The 21,787-nt window shown below is 70.3% G+C and carries 11 protein-coding genes; 1 reads left to right on the top strand and 10 read right to left on the bottom strand.

The features are described 5' to 3' along the window. Positions 1 to 155 precede the first annotated feature (155 nt). The 10 genes from pulA to LC438_RS02980 all read right to left on the bottom strand — a co-directional run bounded on the left by pulA (position 156) and on the right by LC438_RS02980 (position 20,761). On the bottom strand, positions 156 to 6,167 hold the full coding sequence (gene pulA / locus LC438_RS03025) for a pullulanase-type alpha-1,6-glucosidase (protein ID WP_223585800.1): 6,012 nt from the start codon (positions 6,165 to 6,167) through the stop codon (positions 156 to 158). Positions 6,168 to 6,566: 399 nt separating this feature from the next. Continuing rightward, positions 6,567 to 7,751 carry a thiolase family protein gene (locus tag LC438_RS03020; protein ID WP_223585799.1) on the bottom strand — a complete coding sequence of 395 codons (1,185 nt, stop codon included), beginning with the start codon at positions 7,749 to 7,751 and terminating at the stop codon, positions 6,567 to 6,569. A gap of 39 nt (positions 7,752 to 7,790) precedes the next feature. Beyond that, the gene (locus LC438_RS03015; RefSeq protein WP_223587443.1) at positions 7,791 to 8,408 is read right to left on the bottom strand and encodes a DNA-binding response regulator; all 618 of its coding nucleotides are present in this window, start codon (positions 8,406 to 8,408) and stop codon (positions 7,791 to 7,793) included. 258 nt (positions 8,409 to 8,666) lie between these two features. Next, positions 8,667 to 10,826, bottom strand: coding sequence for an ATP-binding protein (locus LC438_RS03010; protein WP_105676832.1), 2,160 nt, complete (start codon positions 10,824 to 10,826; stop codon positions 8,667 to 8,669). Further along, positions 10,823 to 11,458: a response regulator gene (locus LC438_RS03005; protein WP_105676830.1), complete on the bottom strand. Its 636-nt coding sequence runs from the start codon at positions 11,456 to 11,458 to the stop codon at positions 10,823 to 10,825. Before LC438_RS03005 ends, LC438_RS03010 begins: the two co-directional genes overlap by 4 nt. 63 nt (positions 11,459 to 11,521) lie before the next feature. After that, a complete protein-coding gene (locus LC438_RS03000; protein ID WP_308116169.1) occupies positions 11,522 to 12,484 on the bottom strand; it encodes a class C sortase in 963 nt (320 codons plus the stop codon). Positions 12,485 to 12,660: 176 nt separating this feature from the next. Further along, positions 12,661 to 14,265, bottom strand: a complete 1,605-nt coding sequence (locus LC438_RS02995) for a SpaH/EbpB family LPXTG-anchored major pilin (RefSeq protein ID WP_181155972.1) — start codon at positions 14,263 to 14,265, stop codon at positions 12,661 to 12,663. An 89-nt stretch (positions 14,266 to 14,354) separates the two neighbouring features. Continuing rightward, a complete protein-coding gene (locus LC438_RS02990; protein WP_223585798.1) occupies positions 14,355 to 18,704 on the bottom strand; it encodes an isopeptide-forming domain-containing fimbrial protein in 4,350 nt (1,449 codons plus the stop codon). 196 nt (positions 18,705 to 18,900) lie between these two features. After that, complete coding sequence (locus LC438_RS02985) at positions 18,901 to 19,548, bottom strand: response regulator (RefSeq protein ID WP_105676825.1); 648 nt, start codon at positions 19,546 to 19,548, stop codon at positions 18,901 to 18,903. Positions 19,549 to 19,816: 268 nt separating this feature from the next. Continuing rightward, entirely contained in the window at positions 19,817 to 20,761 is a 945-nt protein-coding gene (locus tag LC438_RS02980; RefSeq protein ID WP_223585797.1) for a helix-turn-helix domain-containing protein, read from the bottom strand. 436 nt (positions 20,762 to 21,197) lie between these two features. On the opposite strand from LC438_RS02980, the gene LC438_RS02975 reads away from it, so the two are divergent. Then, entirely contained in the window at positions 21,198 to 21,785 is a 588-nt protein-coding gene (locus LC438_RS02975) for an antibiotic biosynthesis monooxygenase (RefSeq protein ID WP_105676822.1), read from the top strand. The last annotated feature ends 2 nt before the right edge of the window (positions 21,786 to 21,787 follow it).

Here is a 21,787-nt window from a genome sequence, read left to right as displayed (position 1 = left end):
CCGTGGACAACTTCTCCCCCGCCACCCCCTGGGGACGAACAGTGGGCCGGCCGCCGAGCGCACGGCATCGCGCCGAGTGCACGGGTCGTCGACGTGGACGACCCGTGCACTCGGCGACAACCCGTGCGCTCGGCGGCGGGGCGGGCCGCCAGGACTCAGTAGGCGATCACGGGGAGCGGGAGCCAGGAACGCGAGTCCGTGTACGGCTCGGTCCCCTCGAACCGCGCCGTGATCAAGTGGATGCCGCGGGTCACCTGGGGCACGGTCACCGTGACCTTGCCCCGATCGGCGGCGGTCAGCTCGACCGTCGCGATGACCTTGCCGTTGTCGCGCACCGTGACGGTGCCGACGGCGGCGCTGCGGTCGTCGGCGGCGACCGCGACCTTCACGATCGCGTTCCGGCCCGCCTTCATGACGACGTCGGACGAGCTCAGCCGCACGGACGTATCGATCGGCTGCACCTGGTCGTCGACCAGCACGGCGACCGACCGCGCGGGCACCGTGACCGTGCCGCTCGCGGCATCCCACGTCGTGCCCTTGACCACCGCATCCGCTCCGTTCGCCTGCGCGGGTGTCAGAGCGAACGAGCGACCGGCGAGCCCCGCCACCGTCTGCGTGACGGTTGCGGGCGACGCGTTGAACACCACCAGGGCTCCGTCGAGCTCGGGGTCGACGTCGGCCCCGACCAGATCGTCGATCTGCATGAGGATCACACCGGGCGCGGCCTCCGCTCCGCTGTTCGGGAACGTCACCTTCTGCTCGATGAGATCCGCCGAGCCGAGCCGCAGCAGGTCGACCTCGTCACGCACGCGCAGCAGATCGAGGGCGGATGCCTCGGCCGACGCCATGTCGGAGGCTCCGGGCTTGAGCGCCGGGTTCTCCAGCAGCGGCGCCATGATCGGCCACTTCTCCTGGTTGTCCGCCGCGGTCGGCAGGCCGGAGCCGAAGGTCGACTCCTGGCCGGTCCAGTCGATGCGGTTGAACCAGTCGCCCGAGTTGTAGCTGTTGCGGTCGAGCGACTTCGAGCGCAGCAGCTCGGTGCCCGCGTGCCAGAACGACGGCGACTGCGAGAGCGTCACGGTCGCCAGTTCGAGCGTGTTCATGCGCACCCGGTCGGCCATCGACGTGCCCACCGGCAGCTTGAACACCGACAGGTCGTACAGCGTCTCGTTGTCGTGGGCGTCGACGTAGTTGATGACCTCGTCCGGCTCCTGGGCATAGCCTGCGGCCGAGCCGCGGTAGTCGATGCCTGAACCGGCGGTGACCTTCCCGTCGCTCGTCACGAACGTGAAGTCGCGCAGGTTGCCCGCGAGCCCCAGTTTGACGAGATCCGTCTCATGGCCGAGGTCGGTGAGCGCCTGCTCGGTCGTGCCGTTGATCGGGTTCCCGTTCGGGTCCGTGCCGAGACCGGTGCCGAAGCCCTGTCGGAACGTCGAGGAGCCGTCGACCGGGCTGCCGCCGTGCACGGCATCCCGCAGCCTGTCGTTGAACGTGCCGATGCCTGTGCCGCCGAGCTGGCCCTGCGTCGCCTGCTCGAACAGTGCGTTGTTCGCGACCTCTCCGAAGTTCCAGCCCTCGCCGTACAGATAGATCGCCGTGCCGTCGACGCCGTCCTTCTTGAGCGTCAGCGCGTCGAGCGCGTCGCGGATCGCCTGCATGTTCGTCGTGGAGTGGTGCCCCATCAGGTCGAACCGGAAGCCGTCGACCCTGTAGTCGCGCGCCCACGTCACGATCGAGTCGACCATGAGCTTCTGCGCGGCGAGGTGCTCGGTCGCGACGTTCTGGCAGCAGGTCGAGGTCTCGACCGCGCCCGCCGCGTTCAGCCGCTGGTAGTAGCCGGGCACGACCTGATCGAGCACCGATGTGCCCGCCTGACCGGATGCCGCGGTGTGGTTGAACACCTGGTCGAGCACGACCTGCAGCCCCATGTCGTGCAGCGAGCCGACCATGGTGCGGAACTCGCCCACGCGCGCCCCGCCGTTCGCGTCGACCGCGTACGAGCCCTCGGGCGTCGAGAAGTGGTACGGGTCGTAGCCCCAGTTGAAGCCGTCCGCGTCGGCCACGGCCTGCACGCACGCCTGCTGCTGATCGGACGCGGGGCCGAACGATGCGAGGTCGCAGTCCGGCACGGCCTGGGCCGCGCGGTCCTCCTCGATCGTCGCGAGATCGAACGACGGCAGCAGGTGCACGGTGTTGATGCCGGCATCCGCGAGCTGGCGGAGCTGATCGGTGCCCGCGCTCTTCTCGTCGAAGGCGAGGTAGGTGCCCCGTTCTTCCGCAGGCACGGTCTCGTCGCTGATCGAGAAGTCGCGGATGTGCAGCTCGTAGATCGCGCGATCGACCGACTTCTCCACGACGGGGGAAGTCGTCTTCTGCCAGATCTTGGGCTGCCACGCCTTGTCGTCGAGGTCGATCGCGACGGAGCGCTCCGAGTTCAGCGTGAGGGCCGTCGAGTACGGATCGGTGACCAGGTTGGTCTCGATCTTCCCCGTGGTCGGCGCGTAGACCTTCACCTCCCACAGGAATTCATCGCCCTTGAGGTCCTTGCCGCCCTTCACGGTCCAGGTGCCGGATGCCGCGTCCCATGCCGCGTCGTGACGCACGGGATCGCCGCTCGCCCCGGCGTTCCAGGTCAGGAGGGCCGCGCTCTGCGCCGTCGGCGCCCACAGCCGGAAGGTCGGCTTCTTGCCGCTGAAGGTGACACCGAGGTCGACCTCGTCGAGTGCTGCGGCGTAGAGGTCGTCGAGCACCCCGGGGATCTGCACGCCCGTGAACGCGGTGAGGGCGCCTGCCGTATCGCGCTGGGCGACGGCGAGCTGCGTGCGCACGAGCGCCGCGGCATCCGCATCCTTCACCCTCAGCGCGAGGTAGCCCTGGAGAGCGGGGAAGCGCGCGAGCTGAGCGTCGGTGAGTCCCCCGTCGATCACGGTCAGGGCGATCGGATCCGCGCCCGAGACGTCGCCGTCGGCCACGGCGAGCGCGGCGTCGGATGCCGAGTACAGCTGGTACGCGGCCCTGTCGGGCTTCCCGAGCGTCGCGGGCCACGCGATGGTCGTGGCGTCGATCCAGTGCGCACGCAGTTCGCCCGTGCCGGGGAGCGGCGGGTCGACGCTCACGACCTCGAGGACGTGCGTGGCGAGCGTGTAGCGGAAGGTCGTGACCTTGCCCTCGGTGGCGCTGAACGAGATGTTCGCCCCTCCAGGCGCTCCGTCCGCTCCGTAGTTCTCCGACCAGCTCAGGCCGTGCGCGACCTTCAGCTCATAGGCGCCGGTCGGCAGCTCGTCCGTCGCGAACTCGTAGACGCCGTCGCGGTCGCCGTCGGCCATGAGGGTCGCGAGGCAGTCGGGCGACCAGTCGGCCGCACAGCCGAGCTCCGACTGCTGCGAGCCGGGGAGCGTGACGATGGGGCCCTCCGACGTGGACTGCACGATGTTCGTGCGCGGATCGAAGTAGAACGTGATCGGTCCGCCCGCGTGGTGCACGGCGATGTTCGAGCCGTCGGGTGCGCCGTTGGCGCCGTAGTTGATCGCCCAGCTGCCGTTGATCGCCGCCTTGTACTCGTAGTCGCCGGCGGGGAAATCGAACGTGCCGGCCCACACCCCGTCTGCACGGAGCGTGAGCGCGGCCTTCTCGCACGCCGGATCCCAGTCGCCCGCGCATCCCATCTCGGAGTTGAGGCTGCCGGGGACGGTCACCATGTCGATCGGGGACTCCGGCTCCTCGGCCTGCTCGAGCGTCACGGCGTTGCCGACCGAGGCGTAGGTGGATGCCGCGGAGTGGTGGCCTGCGGCATCCGTCGTCACCGCCCGGTACTCGACCAGCGTTCCCTTCGCCAGGCCCCGGATGTCGTGGAAGACGCGGGGATCGGTGTCCTCCGCCGTGCCGAGCGCGTGCCACTCGTCGGAGCCGACGACGCGGTACGCGAAGCTCGTCTGCGCCCACTGGTCGGCGATGGTCGCCTGCACGGCGGACTGCCCGGCGAGGCCGGCGCCCGCGGCGGGAACGCTCAGGGTGACCGGGGCGGCCTCGGCGGGGGCGGTGACCTTGCGATCCGCCTTCCACACCACCGCGGACAGTGCGGGCACCGTGATGCTCGTCGCCGCACCGGCATCCGTCGTCATCGCCGCGCCGTCGCCGTAGACGGCGCTGTAGCCGGCGTCGGCGGTGAGCGTCTTCAGATCGACGGTCTGCGCCGAGGAGGCGTTGTTCACGGCGACGAGGTACTCGACCCTGTCGTCGGCATCCACCCGGGAGAACGCGTACACGCCCGCACCGGATGCCGTGTACCGCTCGATCTGCGCGCCGTCGACGAGCGCGGGGTGGGCCTCGCGGAGATCGGACAGCGCCGCGATGCTGCGGTACAGCTCGCCGTCGGTGCCGTAGCGGTCCGTGGAGCCGACCTGCTCTCCCGTGATGAGGTTCTGGTTCGCGTACTCCGCCACCTGCGTGGCGAAGAGCGACTGGCGTGCGTCCTTGTCGCCGCCGGTGCCGGCGAAGCCCTGCTCGTCGCCGTAGTAGACGACGGGCTGCCCGCGGGTGAGGAACATCAGCTCGTGCGCGAGCTCGTCGCGCTGCACCGCGGAGTCCGTGTTCCGCAGGAAGCTCCCCACCCGGCCCATGTCGTGGTTGCCGAGGAAGGTCGGCAGTGCCGTGGCCGAGGAGTCGGAGGTCGTGTAGCGGTCGTCCCCCGCGAACAGCGACTGCAGCCCCTTCGCGGAGTTGCCCGAGGCGTAGCTGACGGCCGAGGACTGGAATGTGAAGTCGAGGATCGAGTTCATGTCGGTGTCGCGCACGTAGGGGGCGAGCTTCACCGGATCGGCGTCGTAGACCTCGCCGAACATGAAGAAGTCCTTCTTGCCCTTCGCGTGGGCGTAGTCGAGCACGTCGGTCGTGAACTGCTGCCAGAACTCGACGTTCACGTGCTTGACGGTGTCGATGCGGAATCCGTCGATGCCGAGGTCGATCCACTTGTCGTAGACCTGCACGAAACCGTTGACGACGGTCGGATGCTCGGTCATGAGGTCGTCGAGGCCGCTGAAGTCCCCGTAGGTCACGGACTCCCCCGACCAGGTCGAGTCTCCGCGGTTGTGGTACAGCGTGGGGTCGTTGAGCCAGGTCGGGACCTTCACGTCCTTCTCAGCATCCGCCACCACGGGCGTGTACGGGAAGCTCGTGGCGGGGTCCAGGGCGGGGAAGTCGCCGGTGCCGGCGTAGTCGCCGGGATCGAACGCCTTTCCGTCGGCGTCCCGGTACGGGCTCGTCGTCTGGTCGATGTAGTCGTACTTCTGCTGCGTGTAGTCGATGACGTCGGCGGTGTGGTTGGTGATGATGTCGAAGTAGACCTTGATGCCGCGGTCGTGCGCCTCGGCGATCAGCGCCTGCAGCTCCTCGTTCGTGCCGAGATGCGGGTCGATGCGGGTGAAGTCGGTGACCCAGTAGCCGTGATAACCGGCGCTCGCGTTCGCTCCCTCGCCCTGCACGGGCTTGTTCGCGAAGCTGGGGGTGAGCCAGATCGCGGTGGTCCCCAGTCCCTCGATGTAGTCGAGCTCGTTCCGGATGCCGGCGATGTCGCCGCCCTGGTAGAAGCCCTTGTCGGTGGGGTCGAATCCGGTCGTGAGCCGGTCGCCGTCCAGACCGCCCCTGTCGTTCGACGGATCCCCGTTCGCGAAGCGGTCTGTCATCACGAAGTAGAACTGCTCCCCCGCGCCGGGCTGCCGCACCGGTGCCGCGATGAGCGCATCGTCGTCGCTCGTGTAGCCGCCGCGAAGGTCTTCGACCTCGACGCCGACGCGGTGGCGGGTGTCGTCGTAGGTGAACCGGAGGGTCGCCGGGCCCGCGACCGTCAGCGGGATGTTGTCCCCTCCGCCGTCGAGTCCGTACGCCTCGTCCCACCCGTCGTCGAGAGCGACCTTGTACTCGTAGCTGCCGGCGGGCACCTCGAACTCGGCGCTGTAGATGCCCGGCGCACCCGTGGGGGCGAGCTCGGTCGCGGCGCAGTCGGGCGCCCAGTCGGCGGCGCAGCCGAGCTCGGACTGCAGGTCGCCCACGAGCGCCGCGGTGCGCTCTGCGGCGGATGCCGCGGGTGCGGCCACGGCCGCGAGCCCCGCGGTGATGAGCGCGGTGACGGCGAGGAGTGCGGTACGGCGTGCGGTGGTCGTCTTCGACACGGATGCTCCCTGGGGATGGAGAGGGCACGACGGCGTGCCCGGATGCTGTGCGTGCGAAGCTATCAGTCCGCCGGGAGAAACTGCAAGCGCTTCCAGTACTTCTGTCGCGTAATATTCCAGACTCGTCCGGCAGAAGAAGCCGATAGCGCAAGCGCTTTCAGGAGACGCCCCTCCCCCGATCCGCGAGTTCTCCCCTCGTTCACCGCCCGGTCACCTCCACCGGCTACAACTGCAGATGCGCGGACAGAGACTCAGACCGGATCGGGTAGTCACAGCTTCCGCGCCAACGGTGAGCGTCTGCTCCCGTCGCGGTGCCCACACCGCGAAAGACCCCCGCCGAATCGGGTCGGCGGGGGTCTTCTCCGTTCTGCGGCGCGCTCCGGAACGGGTCCGCCGCGGCTACAGCCTCTCGATGATCGTGGCGTTGGCCATGCCGCCGCCCTCGCACATCGTCTGCAATCCGTAGCGCCCGCCGACGGCGTCGAGATGATCGACGAGGGTGCCGAGCAGCCTCGTGCCGGACGAGCCGAGCGCGTGCCCGAGCGCGATCGCCCCGCCGCGCGGGTTGAGCCTGGTGGCATCCGCCCCGACCTCGGCGGCCCAGGCGAGCGGCACCGACGCGAATGCTTCGTTGACCTCGTAGGCGTCGAGGTCGTCGATGCCGAGGCCCGACCGTTCGAGGATGCGACGGGTGGCCGGGATGGGCCCGGTGAGCATGAGGAGCGGGTCGTCGCCCACAGCGGCGAACGCATGGAACCGTGCGCGCGGCGTCAGCCCGAGCGCGGCGGCGCGGTCGGCGCTCATGATCAGCGCGGCGGAGGCGCCGTCGGTCAGAGGAGACGAGTTGCCCGGTGTGATCCGCCACCCGAGCTCGGGGAAGCGCGCGGCGAGCGCGTCCGTGCGGAACGCCGGATTCAGGCCGGCCAGCCCCTCGGCCGTCGTCCCCGGCCGGACGGTCTCATCGGTCATCGCATCCGGCGCCTCGTCGACCGCGACGATCGTCCTGTCGAAGAAGCCCTCCGACCAGGCGGATGCCGCACGCCGATGCGACTCCGCGGCATAGGCGTCGAGCGCGTCGCGGTCGAGGCCCCAGCGCTGTGCGATGAGCTCGGCGCTCACGCCCTGGTTGACCAGACCCTCCGGGTAGCGTGCGCGCAACCGCGGCGACATCGGCGATCCTCCGGCGAGCGCGGCGCCGAGCGGCACTCGGCTCATCGACTCGACCCCGCCGACGATCACGGCGTCGTAGGCTCCCGCCATCACGCCCTGCGCCGCGAAGTGCACCGCCTGCTGACTGGATCCGCACTGCCGATCGATGGTGGCCCCTGGCACCGACTCATCGAATCCGGCGGCGAGGAGAGCCTGACGCGCGATGTTCGACGACTGATCTCCGACCTGGCTCACGCAGCCGAGCAGCACATCGTCGATCTGCGCGGACTCCAGCCCGGTGCGCTCCAGGAGCGCGGAGAGGACGCCGGCGGCGAGGTCGACCGGGTGCACGCCCGAGAGCGCTCCCCCTGGCTTGCCCCGGCCGACGGGAGTGCGGACGACATCGATCAGGACGGCTTCGCTGCGCGTGCTCATGGCTCCATTCTCTCCCCGCGATGGCCGCCACGGCGCGGGTCAGGACTCGGACTGGACGAGCCCGTCTTCCACCGCGCGGCGGAAGAGGTCGACCTTCGTCGGCGCGGGACGCCCTGCCGCGGCGTACTTCGCACGGATCCGGCGGATATGGTCGAGCACGGTGGCGCGCGAGACGTAGAGCCCCTGGGCGACGCTCTCGGCCGTGTTGCCCGCCGCGTAGAGCGCGAGCACCTCGGCCTCTCGCACGGAGAGACCGGCGTCGGCCACCTCGGGCACCGCGCGGCTCATCTCCGCCAACCACTCGGCCCCTGCGACGACCTGCCCGCGGGCGGCCGCGCGGATCGTGGCGATGATCTGCGGGGCGTCGGCCGACTTCCTGATCAGCCCGACGGCGCCCGCACGCGCCGCCTGTCTCAGCATCGGCGGCGGCTCCTCGGCGACGAAGGCCAGGATCCGCGCTCCCGTGCGCGACAGCGCCGCCATGTTCTGCGACGGCGTCGACCCGTCTGACAGCGTGAGGTCGAGCAGGATGACGTCCATGCGCTGCTGGAGCGCCAGCAGCTCGGCCACGGTCGTCCCCACCGCGACCACGTGCAGGCCCGGATGCCCGTTGATGATCGCCGTCGTTCCGAGCTGCATGACCCGATGATCGTCCACGATCCCCACCCGAACGATCGAGTTCACTCCGGTCCCCACAAATTCACACCACTTTCCTCGGCGCGAGTCCCCAGTAGATGCGCCGACACCCCGTTTCACGCTGCAAGACAGCTGCGGGGGTGACGTCGCCCCCGCAGCTAGAGAGGGACCCTGGGGAGGAGAGTCACCTCGTGGCGGACGAACCGCCTCTCTAGGGTTGCCGGTACTCCCTCCGCTCACAAGGAACGAGACGTCTTTCCCCCGTAAGTGGGGGACGCGTCATGCGCCGGCACGCGAGAACTCCTCTCGCTGCACGCTGCCGTCCCCCCGCTCACGCACCACCGTCACCACGGAACCGCCGTCGCGATGCACCTCCCTGACGGTGACCGCGACCGCCCCCTCCTCCGCGACCAGTCGCGCGATCGACGTGGCGAGCTCACCGGGAAGGCGGTGCCTCATCGCCGTCTCCTCGCCGAGCAGCAGCACATGCACGCCTCTCCGGCGTGCGCCATCCACCGCCGCGACCAGTGCCGGGTGGTGCAGGCCGGGAGCGCGGATGCGGTCGCGGATGCTCCCCTCAGCCGCGGCGAGCTCCCCGATGAGCGCGTCGTCGATGTCGGCGCCCGAGGCGAGCGCGGTGAGCAGGGGCTGGGCGGTCCTGCGGATGCCGGACAGCTCCCGCCGTGACGACCACCGCTCGGCTGCGGCGAAGACGGTCGCCGATGCGGCCTCGACAGCGGCGGCGCGGACGCCGTACTCGCGCACGGAGATCCTGCTGACGCCGATGAACCACGTGACACCGACCAGCAGGGAGACCACGGTCGGCGTCGCCATGGCCACGACCCCGATGGCGGGCTGTCCGGTCGCGGATCCCCACGCGACGACGAGCCCGACGAGCAGGACGGCGCCGACGCAGCCTGCGGCCGGATTGCCGCGCGCCGCCACGAGAGCGACGAGGTAGGAGGCGAAGGTCAGCAGCCATACCTCACCGGCGGGAGCGTCGAAGATGTCGGCGTAGGCGAGCACGCACAGCGCGACGACGACCGCGCATCCGATGACCGCCGCCGCCTCCGCGCCGCGCAGCCTGCCGGGATGCTGCGCCGTGACCATCAGGGCGCCGAGAAGGGCCACCAGATAACATCCGATGCCGACGGCGGGGTTCGGAACGGGAAAGAGATCGATCAACAGGCTCTGCACGATCCCCGTCACCCACAGCGTGGCGACCGCGACCCGTGCGATCCGAGTGGACAGTCCGGAGTCGATCACCCTCGCCGCAGCGCGCCGCCATCCCAGCTCGACGCGTGTGCCGCCCGCGCCCGAGGTCACGTCCGCCGTGCCGCCGGGGAGGTCGCGCATGCGTTCGAGGATGCTGTTGCGCAGCCCCATCCGCTCGGGAGCCACGTCGTCCGGATCGAAGCCCGGTCCTCGGTCGGAGACCACGAGCGTGAGTTCGTCTCCCCCGACGTCGACCGAGACGGCCGGGCCCCCGTTCCGCGCGTGGAGGACGCTGTTGCGGAGCGCCTCCCCCAGCGCGAGCGACGAGCGCTCCAGCACCGCGGCGGGGACCGTGCCCGCCCTCATCGCGATGCTCAGATCCGCGTCGGCGGCGATGCCGTGCGCCACTCGGGCCAGAGCCTGTCCGGCGTCCTCGGCCTCCAGCTCCCGCTCGACGTCGATCTGGGTCCCGGGGTGCATGCGCATGGCGGTGCGGAGCGCCTCCAGCCCCGCCGACGCCGCCTGCCGCACCTCGGGGAGCGCCGGCCCGGGAAGACGCATCGCCGCGGTCAGCACCGACAGCACCTCGTCGTGGACGATCCTGGCCACCGCGCGCTGGCTCCTCAGCCGCTCCTGCGCCCTGTCGCGCCGCGACTCGAGACGCCGGGTCGACTCCTCGGCGCGCTCCAGGCGGAGCAGTCGCGCCCGCGCGCCCATCACCGCCGCGAGCACGGCGATGTTGCCGACGTGGATCGGGGTCATCGCGAGCGCCGTCGCGGGCACGGCTCCGAGGAACACGAGCCCCGACAGCGCCATCGCGAAGGGGATCACCGCCGCGAGCGCGACGGCGGCGACGGCGGAGCGCACGAGCAGCGGCATCAGGCACACGGCGATCGGGCCGAGAACACCGATCCACGGACGCAGTCCGTCGGGGTCATCGCCACGGTAGCCGAGGAAGACCGTCGCCTGGGCGGCCGTGACCGAGAGGATCGTCGTCGCCCAGAGCACACGGCACGCGGTCGCCGAGAGCGTGGCTCCCGCGACCGCGAGGATCACGATCACGAGCACGGGCACGGCGGCGAGGAGCGTCCACCAGGGGGCGAACTCGGGCATCTGCGGGAGGATGCGAGACCATGCGGCGACGGTGCTCAGGATGCCGCACCACGCGATGATCCGGCCCAGGCGTCGGTCGACGAGCGTCAGCTCGTCGCGCAGCGCGGTCATTGATCCGGCGCGACGAGCCCGTCCTCGATGGCGCGACGGAACAGGTCGACCTTCGTGGGAGCGGCGCGGTCGACGGCCGCGTACTTCGCGCGGATCCGACGGATGTGATCGAGCACCGTCTCCCGCGACAGGAACAGGGACTGCGCCACGCGGTCGGCGGTCTCCCCCGACGCATAGAGGGAGAGCACCTCCGACTCCCGCGGGCTCAGCCTCGCCGACACGAACTCGCGGTCCGCGTCGAGCGCCGCCGCCCAGTCGGGGGACGCGATGACCTCGCCCCGGGCTGCGCGACGCACCGACTCGACGATCACCTCCATGCGCTCGGACTTGCGGATCATCCCGGAGGCGCCGGCGCGCGCGGCCTCGCGGACGAGACGCGACTGCTCACCGGAGGTGTAGGCGATGATCTGCGCTCCGAGCGGCGCCAGGGTGCGGATGTTCTCCGTCGGAGAAGAGCCGTCTGAGAGCGCCAGATCGAGCATGACGACGTCGAGCTTCGACGCCTTGGAGAGGAGGTCCAGAGCGCGCGATCCCGTCGCGGCGACGACGATGTCAGCGTGCTTCCGGAGTATCGCCACGGTGCCGAGCACCGTGGCAGGGTGATCCTCGACGATTCCGACGAGAATGGGCATGAAGAAATCTCCCTCGGGTGGGCTCTCCCCACAGCTGAGCATAGCGCTCGTGCAGTATTCCGGTCACTCCATCGGAGCGTCGGCTGGCGCGTCGCGACCCGCCAGCCGAGACCGCGCGGCGGTCGAGCGACCAGCCCACCAGCCGTACACCCCGATCACCACGAGGGCGGCGAGGTACGCCACCGCCCACCACGGGAATCCTGCGCCCTCCGCGAGCCCTCCTGCGGCGACGACCGACTGCGGCGGATTCGGCGTCTCGCGCTCGCCCGTGACGAGGATGCGGTGCGAGTTGATGCCCAGCGGGGTGCAGGTGACGAGCGTGACGAGGTCGCGCCCTTCCTCCTGGCGGAGGGTCTCGGTGTCGGCGGGATCGACGACCCGCGCATCGATCACACGATAGGTCAGCACTTCGCCGAAGGTCGTCAGGGTGAACAGGTCGCCCTTCTTCACCCGATCGAGGTCGGTGAACATCGCCGCCTCGGGCAACCCCCGATGCGCGGTGATCACGGCGTGCGTGCTCGCGCCGCCGACGGGCAGGGACGTCCCCTCGAGGTGACCGGCACCCTTCCGCAGCGTGGCCTCGTCCGTGCCGTGATAGATCGGGAGATCCACGCCGATCGACGGGATCTGGATGCGCGACATGACGCCCGAGTCCGTGCGCAGCATGCTCGCGTAGTCGAACTCCTGCCCGGTGCGCGCGGAACTGGTGGGGACGTTCGCATCGGCGGCGAGGATCGCACCGGCGGACAGGGCCTCGTTGTACCGGTGGGCCTCCGCGCGCTGGTCTGCGGGCCCTGGCACAGCGGCGGCGACGCTCTGCGGGTAGCCGTCGACGATCAGCGCCTGGTTGTAGTCGGCGAGCCACTGCGCGGCCGGCGCGTAGGCGAACACGGTCGCTCCCGTGACCGCTGCGGCCAGCGTGACGAGCAGCAGGACCGACGGGCGCCAGCGAGGCCGGCGCCGCGCGTCGCTCCGGGGAGGACGCGCTCGCGTCTGCGCCGTCGCTGCGGTGACGTCATCGTTCACGTGTCCTTCTCCTCTCTCGTCCGCATTCTCTCGTGAGCGCGTCGGCGGCGGGGACGCCCCGCGTCCCCGCCGCCTCATGCGCCCGCTGCCATGCACCCCTGCATCAGCGGGCGCGCGGGCCCGGGGCGGTGACACTCCAGCCCCGCCCCGGGGTCTCTGCGATCACGTCTCCGCGATCAGGCTTCCTCAGCCGCCTTGCGCCGCCGCGAGACGAGCACTCCGCCGACGGCGATGACCGCGAGGGCGGCTCCCGCGATCATGAGGGCGAGCTGTCCGTCGGCTCCGGTGAACGGCAGGGTCGGCACTCCCTGCTGGGTGTTCGGGATGTCGATCAGCGCGACGGTGCCGTTGTCGCCCGCAGCGACGACGACCTCGGTCAGCGCTGCCGCACCGGCCGGGAGGATGAAGCCCGCCGGGGCCGCGATCTCCTTCAGCACGTAGCAGCGCTGCATGTAGTCGTGGCCGGGGGCCGCGACGTCGCTGACGGTGCCGTCGGCGGCGACGGTCTTCTCCGTGTCGCCGACCCAGAGTCCGGGGAAGACGACGGAGCCGTCCGCGCCGGAGGAGACGACGAGCGGCGAGGTCGTGCCGGGTGCGGTCACGGCGCTGAGGTCGTCGATGTCGGCGATGCAGCCTGCGGCATCCGTGGTGCCCATGTAGATCTCGAACCGGGCGCCGGCGAGGCCCTGCTGCGCGTCGGCGGCGTTCACCTTCTTGACGGTGAGGCTGCCCCATCGCGTCTCCACGATGTCGGTCGGCGACCCGCCGGGTCCGTTCGGGACACCGGGGGTGAGCTGGAAGCCGTTCAGGTTCACGAAGGCCTGGTTCTGGATCTCGCCGACCGCGTTCGCTGCCGCGTCGAAGGTGAGCACGACGTTCTGCCCGGCCTCGAGCTTCGCGAGCCCGGCGGCGGTGAAGGAGACGGTGAGCGTCTGCCCCGCCCAGGTCGCCGTGTAGTCGGCGCCCTGCACGAACGCGGCTCCTCCGCCGACGGCCACCGACAGGGTCGAGAGGTCGGTGTTCGGGGTGAGGGCGGGGTCGAGCGTGTCGGTGATGGCGAACACGTCGTACGTCTCGCCGGCCGCGAGCGCGGGGATCTTCGTCGTCACCTGGTACGTGACCGGCGCCCCGAGAGCGGCGCCGTTGTCGTCCTGGCGGACGACGTTCTTGCGCGGGCTCTCGGCGAGCGTGTTCTTCGGGTAGACGTTGACGTCGTACACCCACTCGCCGTCGAGCGGTGCTCCGGCGATGCCGGTGTTCACCGCGGGGGTGGGCACCGTGACGATGAAGGGGATCGCGGGCGCGATCACCCCGGCGGGGGCGTCGATCTCGCGCACGAAGTACGGACCGACGGGCAGCGCGCCGGTGGACACGGTGCCGTCTGCGCTGGTAGTGACCTCCTCGCAGCCGCTCAGCGCGTAGGCGCCGAGCGTCGCGGTGCCCTGGGCGCCGGCGGCGAGCTTCTCGGCCTGGGTGATCGCGTTGAGCGCATCCCATCCCGTGTTCGTGCCGTCGACGAGGTCGATGCCGTCGATCGCGCACACCTCGAACACGACGTCGGCGATCGGCTCCGTATCGGGCAGCGTGCCGGTGCCGTCAGGGTTCGCGGCGCCGTTGCCGGGGTTCGCGAACTTGTGGATGGTGATCGAGCCGGTCTGGTCGGGGTCGATCTCGGCGGCGCTCGCGGCCGAGCCCGTGGCGAGGATGCCGAGCGCGCCGAGCGTCAGCGCTGCGCCGATGGCGAGGATCCGGCGCCCCCGCGGGTGCGTGAGTGCGGTCATGTGATGTCCTTTCGAGTCCGCCCCTGGGTGGGCGGGATGAGTGGTTCTCCGCTGGTGCGGAGCGGGTGGGTCGGTGAGACGCGGCGCGGTCATGCCCTGCGCCTGCGGCGGATCTGCCAGACGACGAGTCCGGAGGTGAGCAGAAGCAGCGCGCCCCCGATCAGCAGCAGGTGGTCTGTGCCCAGACCGCCGGTGAACGGCAGGACCGGCACTCCCTGCTGCTGGTTGACGATCCCGTCGAGCACGGTCACCTGCACGGTGCCGAGCACGGTGACGGTGCGCACGGTCGTGTCGAGCACGTAGCCGGCCGGAGCCTTGGTCTCGACGAGCTGGTGGTCGCCGGGGGTGAGGTTCGGCACGCGGAGGGCTCCGCCGGCCGGGTCCTTCTCGGGCCCGGAGCACGGCAGCTCCGTGCAGTCCTCGACCGTCAGCACCATGCCGGTCGGCGCGCCGTTCTCATCGAGCGCCTGGAGCGTCCACTCCGAGCCCGCCAGGAGGCGCTGCTGAGGCGACTCGTCGATCTTGGTCCACTGCAGCGTTCCCGAGATCGGGTTCACCACGGTCTTGTCGAGGAAGACGTTGCGCAGCTCTCCGAACGCATCGTCGTTCACGGTGACGGTGTAGGAGACCTGCACCGTCTGCCCCGCGGCGAGCGCACCCGTCCAGGTGAGATGGTGCGTGCCGGCATCGTAGGCCGCCGCTCCGACGGCGGGGTCGACCGCGATGGACGCCTCGTCGAGCGTCGCGTTGCCCACGACGTCGCTCAGGTCATCGAACACGGAGAACGGACCGCTCCCGACGGCGCCGCTGTTCGTGATCGACAGCGTGTACTTCACGTCATCGCCGGGGTTCACGAGCGACCCGGCGCCCTTGTCGACCGTCTTGTCGACGCTGAGGATCGGATGCTCGACGGCGATGCCGGGCTCGACGAGGAGGTTGCGCAGCGTTCCGCTCGCGTCGTCGTCGAGCGTCACCGTGTACGTGATCGTCGCCGTCGTGTGCGCTGCGAGCGGCGCCCCCGCCGTCGACCTCCAGACGAGCTCCGTATCGCCGGCGGTGTACGCGACCTGCCCGCACGAGGCGCCGACCGGCGCACACGTCAGGACCGGCGGCGACGCCAGGGTCGCCTTGTCGAGCACCTCCGACATGTCATCCGTCGCGATGCCGCTCGTGGACGGCGAGCCCGTGGCGTTCGACACGGTCACGGTGTACGACACCGTGTCTCCCGCCTTGACCATCGTCCCCGGTGCCGGGTCGGACGTCTTCGCGTACGTGAGGGCCACCGCGGGCACCGTCGTCGTCGCGCAGGACTCATCGTCGTCGTTCGGCTCCGCACACGGATGCAGCGGTGTCACCGGGGTCGTCCCGTCGACTCCGAAGCGGTTCACGAGCGCCACGCCCTCCTGGTCCACGCGCACCGTGACGGTGTACGTGAACTGCTGCCCGAGGGGCATGCTCGCGAGGTTCCAGGTGACCTCGCCCCCGGCGTGCACACCTCCCCCGCTCGCCGAGACGAACGTCACACCGGCCGGGAGCGTGTCCCGCAGGGTGATGTCGGAGAGGTCACGACCACCGTCGTTGACCGCGCTGACGGTGTAGGTGAGCAGATCGCCCACGTTCGCCACCGTCTTGTCCACGACCTTGTCGATCGTGATGTGGCTGAAGTCCTGTCGCGCGATCCCGACCTTGGCCGACTCGACGGGCGGGATCGGCTGTCCGCTCGCCAGGTTCGTCTGCGCCGTGGCGACCGTGTTCCAGGCCACGTCGCCGACGCTGTTCAGCGGCGGCGTCGTCATCGTCAGATCGATCGAGAGGCCCTGATCGAACGCGTAGGTCGCGGTCGACACGAAACGCAGCGCGCGCACGGTCTGCAGGAGCGCGGCCGACGGCGACGCAGGCACGGCGGCCCAGTCGTCGACGCAGCCCGCGTTCTGCGCGTTCGGCAGCACCTCGGGACGGCACGGGTTCGTCGACGTCGAGTAGAACGCCGTGACCCCGGCCGGCAGCGCCGAGAACCCGGTGAGGATCGGCCGGAACGTGCTCCCCCGCTGCTGGTTCACCGTTCCCGCGACCGTGCCGGTGTCGCCCACCCGCGGAAGCAGGTCGTACATCACGACGTTGCCGACGTTCTGCTGGCTCTTGTTCGTCCAGCCGAGCCGGAACGTCGCGTTTCCCCCCGCCGATGCGACGTACCCGATCGCCGGGAAGCTCTTGAACGCGGTATCGAGGCTTCCGCGCACCGACTTCGTCACACGCACCGCATCCGACGTCGGGTCGGGATTGACGGTGAAGGACGTCGACGAGGCGCACTGGTGTCCAGCCCCCGTCGTGCCCGCCACCTTCGTGCCCTGTGTGCAGATCGAGTTGTTCACCTGCGGATCGGAGAGGTTGACGGTCGCCCTGTTCACGTAGTTGCCCGGGAACTGCACCTTCGACGGGAGGTGGAGCTCGAAGCGGATGCGCTCACCCTTCGAGGCCGGCAGGAGTCCGTTCACCGTCGACGCCTTGACCACCACCGTGACGACGGTCTCGCCGGTGACGGGGTCGGCGGTGACGGTCGTGGTCGTCGGGATGTTGTTGCTCCAGGCTCCGGCGCCATAGCGATATGCGTCGAGAACAGCGGGACCGGTGAACGAGACGCCGGCGGGGAAGCGATCGACGAAGGTCAGATCGCCGGTCGTCGGCCCCTTCAGCATGACTTCGCTGTTCACTCGGAATTCCGGCCCTGCGGCGTACCAGTATTTGGTCACGCCGATCTGCGGCCCGTCCAGGATGAAGATCCGGCCGACGGACGAGGTCCCCGTCGCGTAGGGCGTCGTCGCGCCCACGGCGTAGGAGCTGATCGCCGCCTGGTTGCGGAGGATGTCGCCCGCGACTCGACGCGAGTCGGCATAGCCGCCGATCACCACGTTCATGCGTGTGTTGGTCATGCCGGTCGTGCGCGGCAGGATGATCTCCGCCACGCGGCCGATCGCCGAGGCGGGCACGAAGTAGCTGCGGTAGTCGGGTCCGCTCGCGAGCGTCACCGCTCCTGACGGGATGGGTCCGGCTGTCAGGGTGACGATCGAGCCGTCGGTGAGGCGCGCCTGCGGAGCGAAAGCGGAGGGGATGCCGACGTTCTGCGGATTCTCCGTCGTACGTGCCCAGATCGTGACCATGGTCGGATGGAAGGCGGGATCCGTGCACACGGTGCCCGGAGCGTTGCTGGAGTACGAGGATCCGCTCACGTTCGTCGTGCACGGCACCGGGTCGACGACCTCGGATTGCAGGCCGGGGCCGGGCATCAGCACGTCGAGCGCGTAGAGCGCCTCGATGCGAAAAGAGGGCGCAGCGCTGTTGTAGATCGTGGCGGTGGAGACGTTCGCGTCGCCGCGACCGAGCCACGGCCCGGGATACGTCGCCGAGGTGTAGCCGTTCAGGTTGAGGTCGTAGGTGCCGCTGTCGCCCACCGTGTTGAGGAGAGGGCCGTAGCCTCGCTTGGTGACGGTCGCGCCGGGGAGCGTCGACACGACGGTGACGGAGACCTCGTCCGACGACGTGACCGGGGCGCCGCTGATCGACGTCCCGGTGCCGTTGACGACGTTGCGCAGCACGGTGTTGTCGGCGACATTGGCGTTGACCCGCGCATTCACGGTCACGGAGACGGCCGTTCCGGCTCCGGCCGCGCAGCTGGAGCCCAGCTGCGCCGCGGTGAGATCGAAGGTGAGCGTCTGGCCCGCGACCGTTGCGGACGGGGAGCTGGACAGGTACGTCAGGCCCGCGGGCAGCGTGTCGACCAGTCGCAGGCTCGCGAGGTTCTCATCACCGGGCGCACCGAAACCGCTGCGGGGGCAGTACCACCACAGCGTGTACTTCACGGTGTCGCCGGGCTTGTAGAAGGTCTGCTCGACGGTCTTCGAGACGTCGAGTGACGGGGTCGCCGTGGCCGTCGAGGTCACGCCCGGAGCCGACACCGTCGGGGTGCCGTCGGTGAACGTCATCGTCGGCACGAGTGTCCAGCTCGTGCCGTTCGGCGTCGTGTGGTTCGGGGGCGTGATCGTGATGCCGATGGTGCCCGCGACACCCTCGGTGAGGTCTGCCAGGGTGATGACGAGGTTGCCCCCGGTGACCGTCCATGACGTGATGAGGGGGTTCGCGCCGACCGCGACCGTCCATGTCGGGTTCGCCGCTGCTCCGAGCGGGATCGTCACGGTCGGATTGTCGGCGCATGGCGACGCGTTCACGTTGCTGCAGGTGTACGAGACGCGGTACCCGAACGCCGTGCCAGACGGCTGGCTGGACGGCGTGAGCGGCGTGATCGAGATCGACGGGCGCGACGTGGCATCCGCCATCGCGGCGACAGGCGTCTGCAACCCCATCCCCACGGCGATGACGGCGATCATCGCGATCAGAGCGCGGATCGCGCGCCGACGTCGGGTCGCGTCCTCTGCTCGTCGCATCAGGTGTTCTGCTCGCACTGGTGTGTTCCCCTCTTCCGGGCGTCTGGGGCGCCCGCACGATGTTCGGCGCACAGGAGACGCCTCAATCAAGCAGACGGTATTCCGGTCGCGGGATCACGCGGTCGGGCGTGAATCCCCCTGTTATGGGGGACAGACAGACCATCCCCTCCTCGCGACGCCCCCGGCGCACGGCCGCTCAGTCCCCGGGCTCGAGGATGCCGTCCTCCACGGCACGACGGAACAGGTCGACCTTGGTCACGGCGGGTCTGCCGGCGTTCGCGTACTTCGCGCGGATGCGGCGGATGTGGTCGAGCACCGTCTCCCTCGTCACGAAGAGCTGGTTCGCCGCGCTCTCCGCCGTCGCCCCTGCGGCGTACAGCGCGAGCACCTCGGTCTCCCGAGCGGAGAGAGCGACGCTCACTCCACCGGTGGGACGGACGTCGGATGCCACCTTGGACCGTCCTCGCACCGCCGCACGCAGTCGGGAGACGATCTGCGTCACATCGTCCGTCTTCCTGATCGTCCCGACCGCGCCCGCGCGCATCGCATCGCGATGCACCCCCGCAGACGAACGATCCGTGAAGGCGAGCACTCGCGCTCCCGTCGCGGCGAGAGCCGCGATGTTCCGTGCGGACGAGGAGCCGTCAGACAGGAGCAGATCGAGCAGCACGACGTCGATACGCTGCGACACGCTCAGCAGCTCGGCGACCGTGCGTCCGACGGCCACGACGTGGACGCCCTCCCTCGCGTTCAGCATCACCGCGATGCCCACCAGGATCGACCGGTGATCGTCGACCACGCCGATCCTGATCACGCTGCCGTGTTCGTCGATTCCCGCTCCCATCGTGCGTCCCTCCGTTCGACCTGGATCTCGGTGTCGGAGAGCGCGCCCCGTGCGCTCTCCGACACCTCTGCGCGCTCTCCCTCCAGTCGGGCATCCCCATACGCCGTTCCAGAACGCGCGACCCGAGTGCGGCAGCCTCGCCTCACTCGGGCGCGTGAGGACACGGACGACTGTCCGGCCCTCACAGAGCAAGACGGAGTCAGACGCCCCTCATCACTCGGTTCCCCGCGAAACCGTCACAACTGACGGTGCATGCGGCAGGCCGGTCTCAGGCGATGTCCGCGACCGCGGCCGCGGCATCCCTGCTCTCCAGCTCTCTGAGCGCGCGGAACATCGCGGACTCCGAGCCGAAGCCGGTGGCCCGCACCAGCGTGGAGGACCTCGCATCGGGCTGCGCACGACGCAGCGCCCTGGCGGAGCGCGCGCGGATGTCGCGCAGCATCCCCCTGACGGTGAGCTCCTCCTTGGCGAACGCCGCCTGCAGGGTGCGCGGCGACACGTCCAGCCGGTCGGCGAGGGATGCCGTCGTCAGCCTCGGATCGTCCGACTCCGCGAGCATGATGTCCGTCGCCCTCGTCACGATGCAGCGTCGATCGGTCAGGCTGCCGCCGACCAGCTCGATCATGCTCCGCGCGACGCTCCGTGCCGCCGCGTGCAGCGGCGACGCGTCGAGGTGCTCGGCGTCGTCGACCGCGGTGACCCCGTCGATGAAGCCGATGAACGGGCGCAGCGCATCCAGGCTGATCGCGGGAGCCGCCGGCCGCGCGCCCGCCGTCGTCAGCATCCCCGGGTCGGGCACCGACATCGCGAAGAACTCGTTGCGCGGGGCCGAGAAGCGGATCCGCGACTCCGCCGTGGTGGCGGGGATCACGACGACGCGCGTGCTGCTCCGCCCCGCAGGGAACACGGGCTCGACCGTCATCCGCCCTGAGATGCACATCACGAAGAGGAGCCGGGTCGTCGGGGCGGGAGACGGCCACTGCATCTCGATCTCCGGGGAGGCGACGTGCCAGAACCGGATGTCGCCGACCCGGGCGACCCGCGCCCTCAGCGGGGCGCCGTCGTCGACCCCGATCACCCTGGTGTCCACGCGGCGGAGGTACTCCCCGGTGACCTCGCACCCTTCGAGCGACCGGATGCTCGGAATCGGGAAGTGCACGCGGCGCACGGACGTGTTGCCGCTGCGGGCTGCGCTCGTGCTGGTGCCGGGCATCCGTGTGCTCCTTCCCCGTTGCTGAGGGCCGAGGATCGCCGGCGACGCCGACCGGAGGAGACCGGGGGCCGTGCGATGTCACGTCACACAGTAACGCCGGCAGGACCCGGATGGGGCTCCGGGTCCTGCCGACCGGCGACGGGTGGGGACCGCCGCCAGGGCCGGAGGGGACCGGCCTTTCCGCGCTGGGGGCGCGGATCCCGATTCCCCGCGAGAACCGCGGGAGATCGGGTGCTTCATCCATCACACCAGGCGAGGCAGCGGCCGCGTCGGGTTCTGCGGGAACCGGCTGCCGCTCTGCGTTCTCCGGCAGCGGACGCCCGCGCGACGCCTCCCCTCGGCATCCGAAATAGAATCGACGAGGCGCCGCGACCCTGGCGCATCCCCCTTCCGACGTGCCCGCGATCCGGGCCGCGCACCCCTCCGAGGACCCACCATGTCCAGCGAACCCATCACCGTGTCCATCCGCCGCGAGGTCGACCCCGACCACGTCGCCGAAGCGACGGCCTGGGCGCAGACCGGTGTGAACCTCGCGCACAGGTATCCGGGGTTCCTCGGGTCGGGCTGGGTGCGCGACGGCGAGGACTCGAACGTCTGGCACATGCTCTACCGCTTCGCCGACGAGGAGACCCTCGTCGCGTGGGAGCGCTCGGGGGAACGCGAGTGGTGGCGCTCGGCCGGGGAGGGCTTCGTGCGCAGCGAGCGCGCGAAGCGGCGCACCGGCATCGAGGGCTGGTTCGACGACCCGAGCACCGACACCATCACCATCCCCCGCGCCGACGGCACGACGGCGACCGTCTCGGTGGTGCGGACGCCGCCACGGTGGAAGCAGGCCGTGTCGATCTGGCTCGGGTTCTTCCCCGCGAACGTCGCCTTCGCCTACGCGCTCAGCCCGGTGCCGGGGTGGAACGAGCTGCCGATCTGGCTGCGGGTGCTGTGCACGACCGTCGTGCTCACGCCGATCATGACGTACTGGGTGCTGCCGTGGGTGACGAGGACGCTGCGGGGCTGGCTCGCCCGCTGAGG

Source organism: Microbacterium sp. OVT16B (assembly GCF_019969705.1).
GTDB lineage: Bacteria > Actinomycetota > Actinomycetes > Actinomycetales > Microbacteriaceae > Microbacterium > Microbacterium natoriense.
The sequence above is the reverse complement of the archived record's forward strand: the minus strand, read 5'-3'. Positions and strand labels throughout refer to the sequence as shown.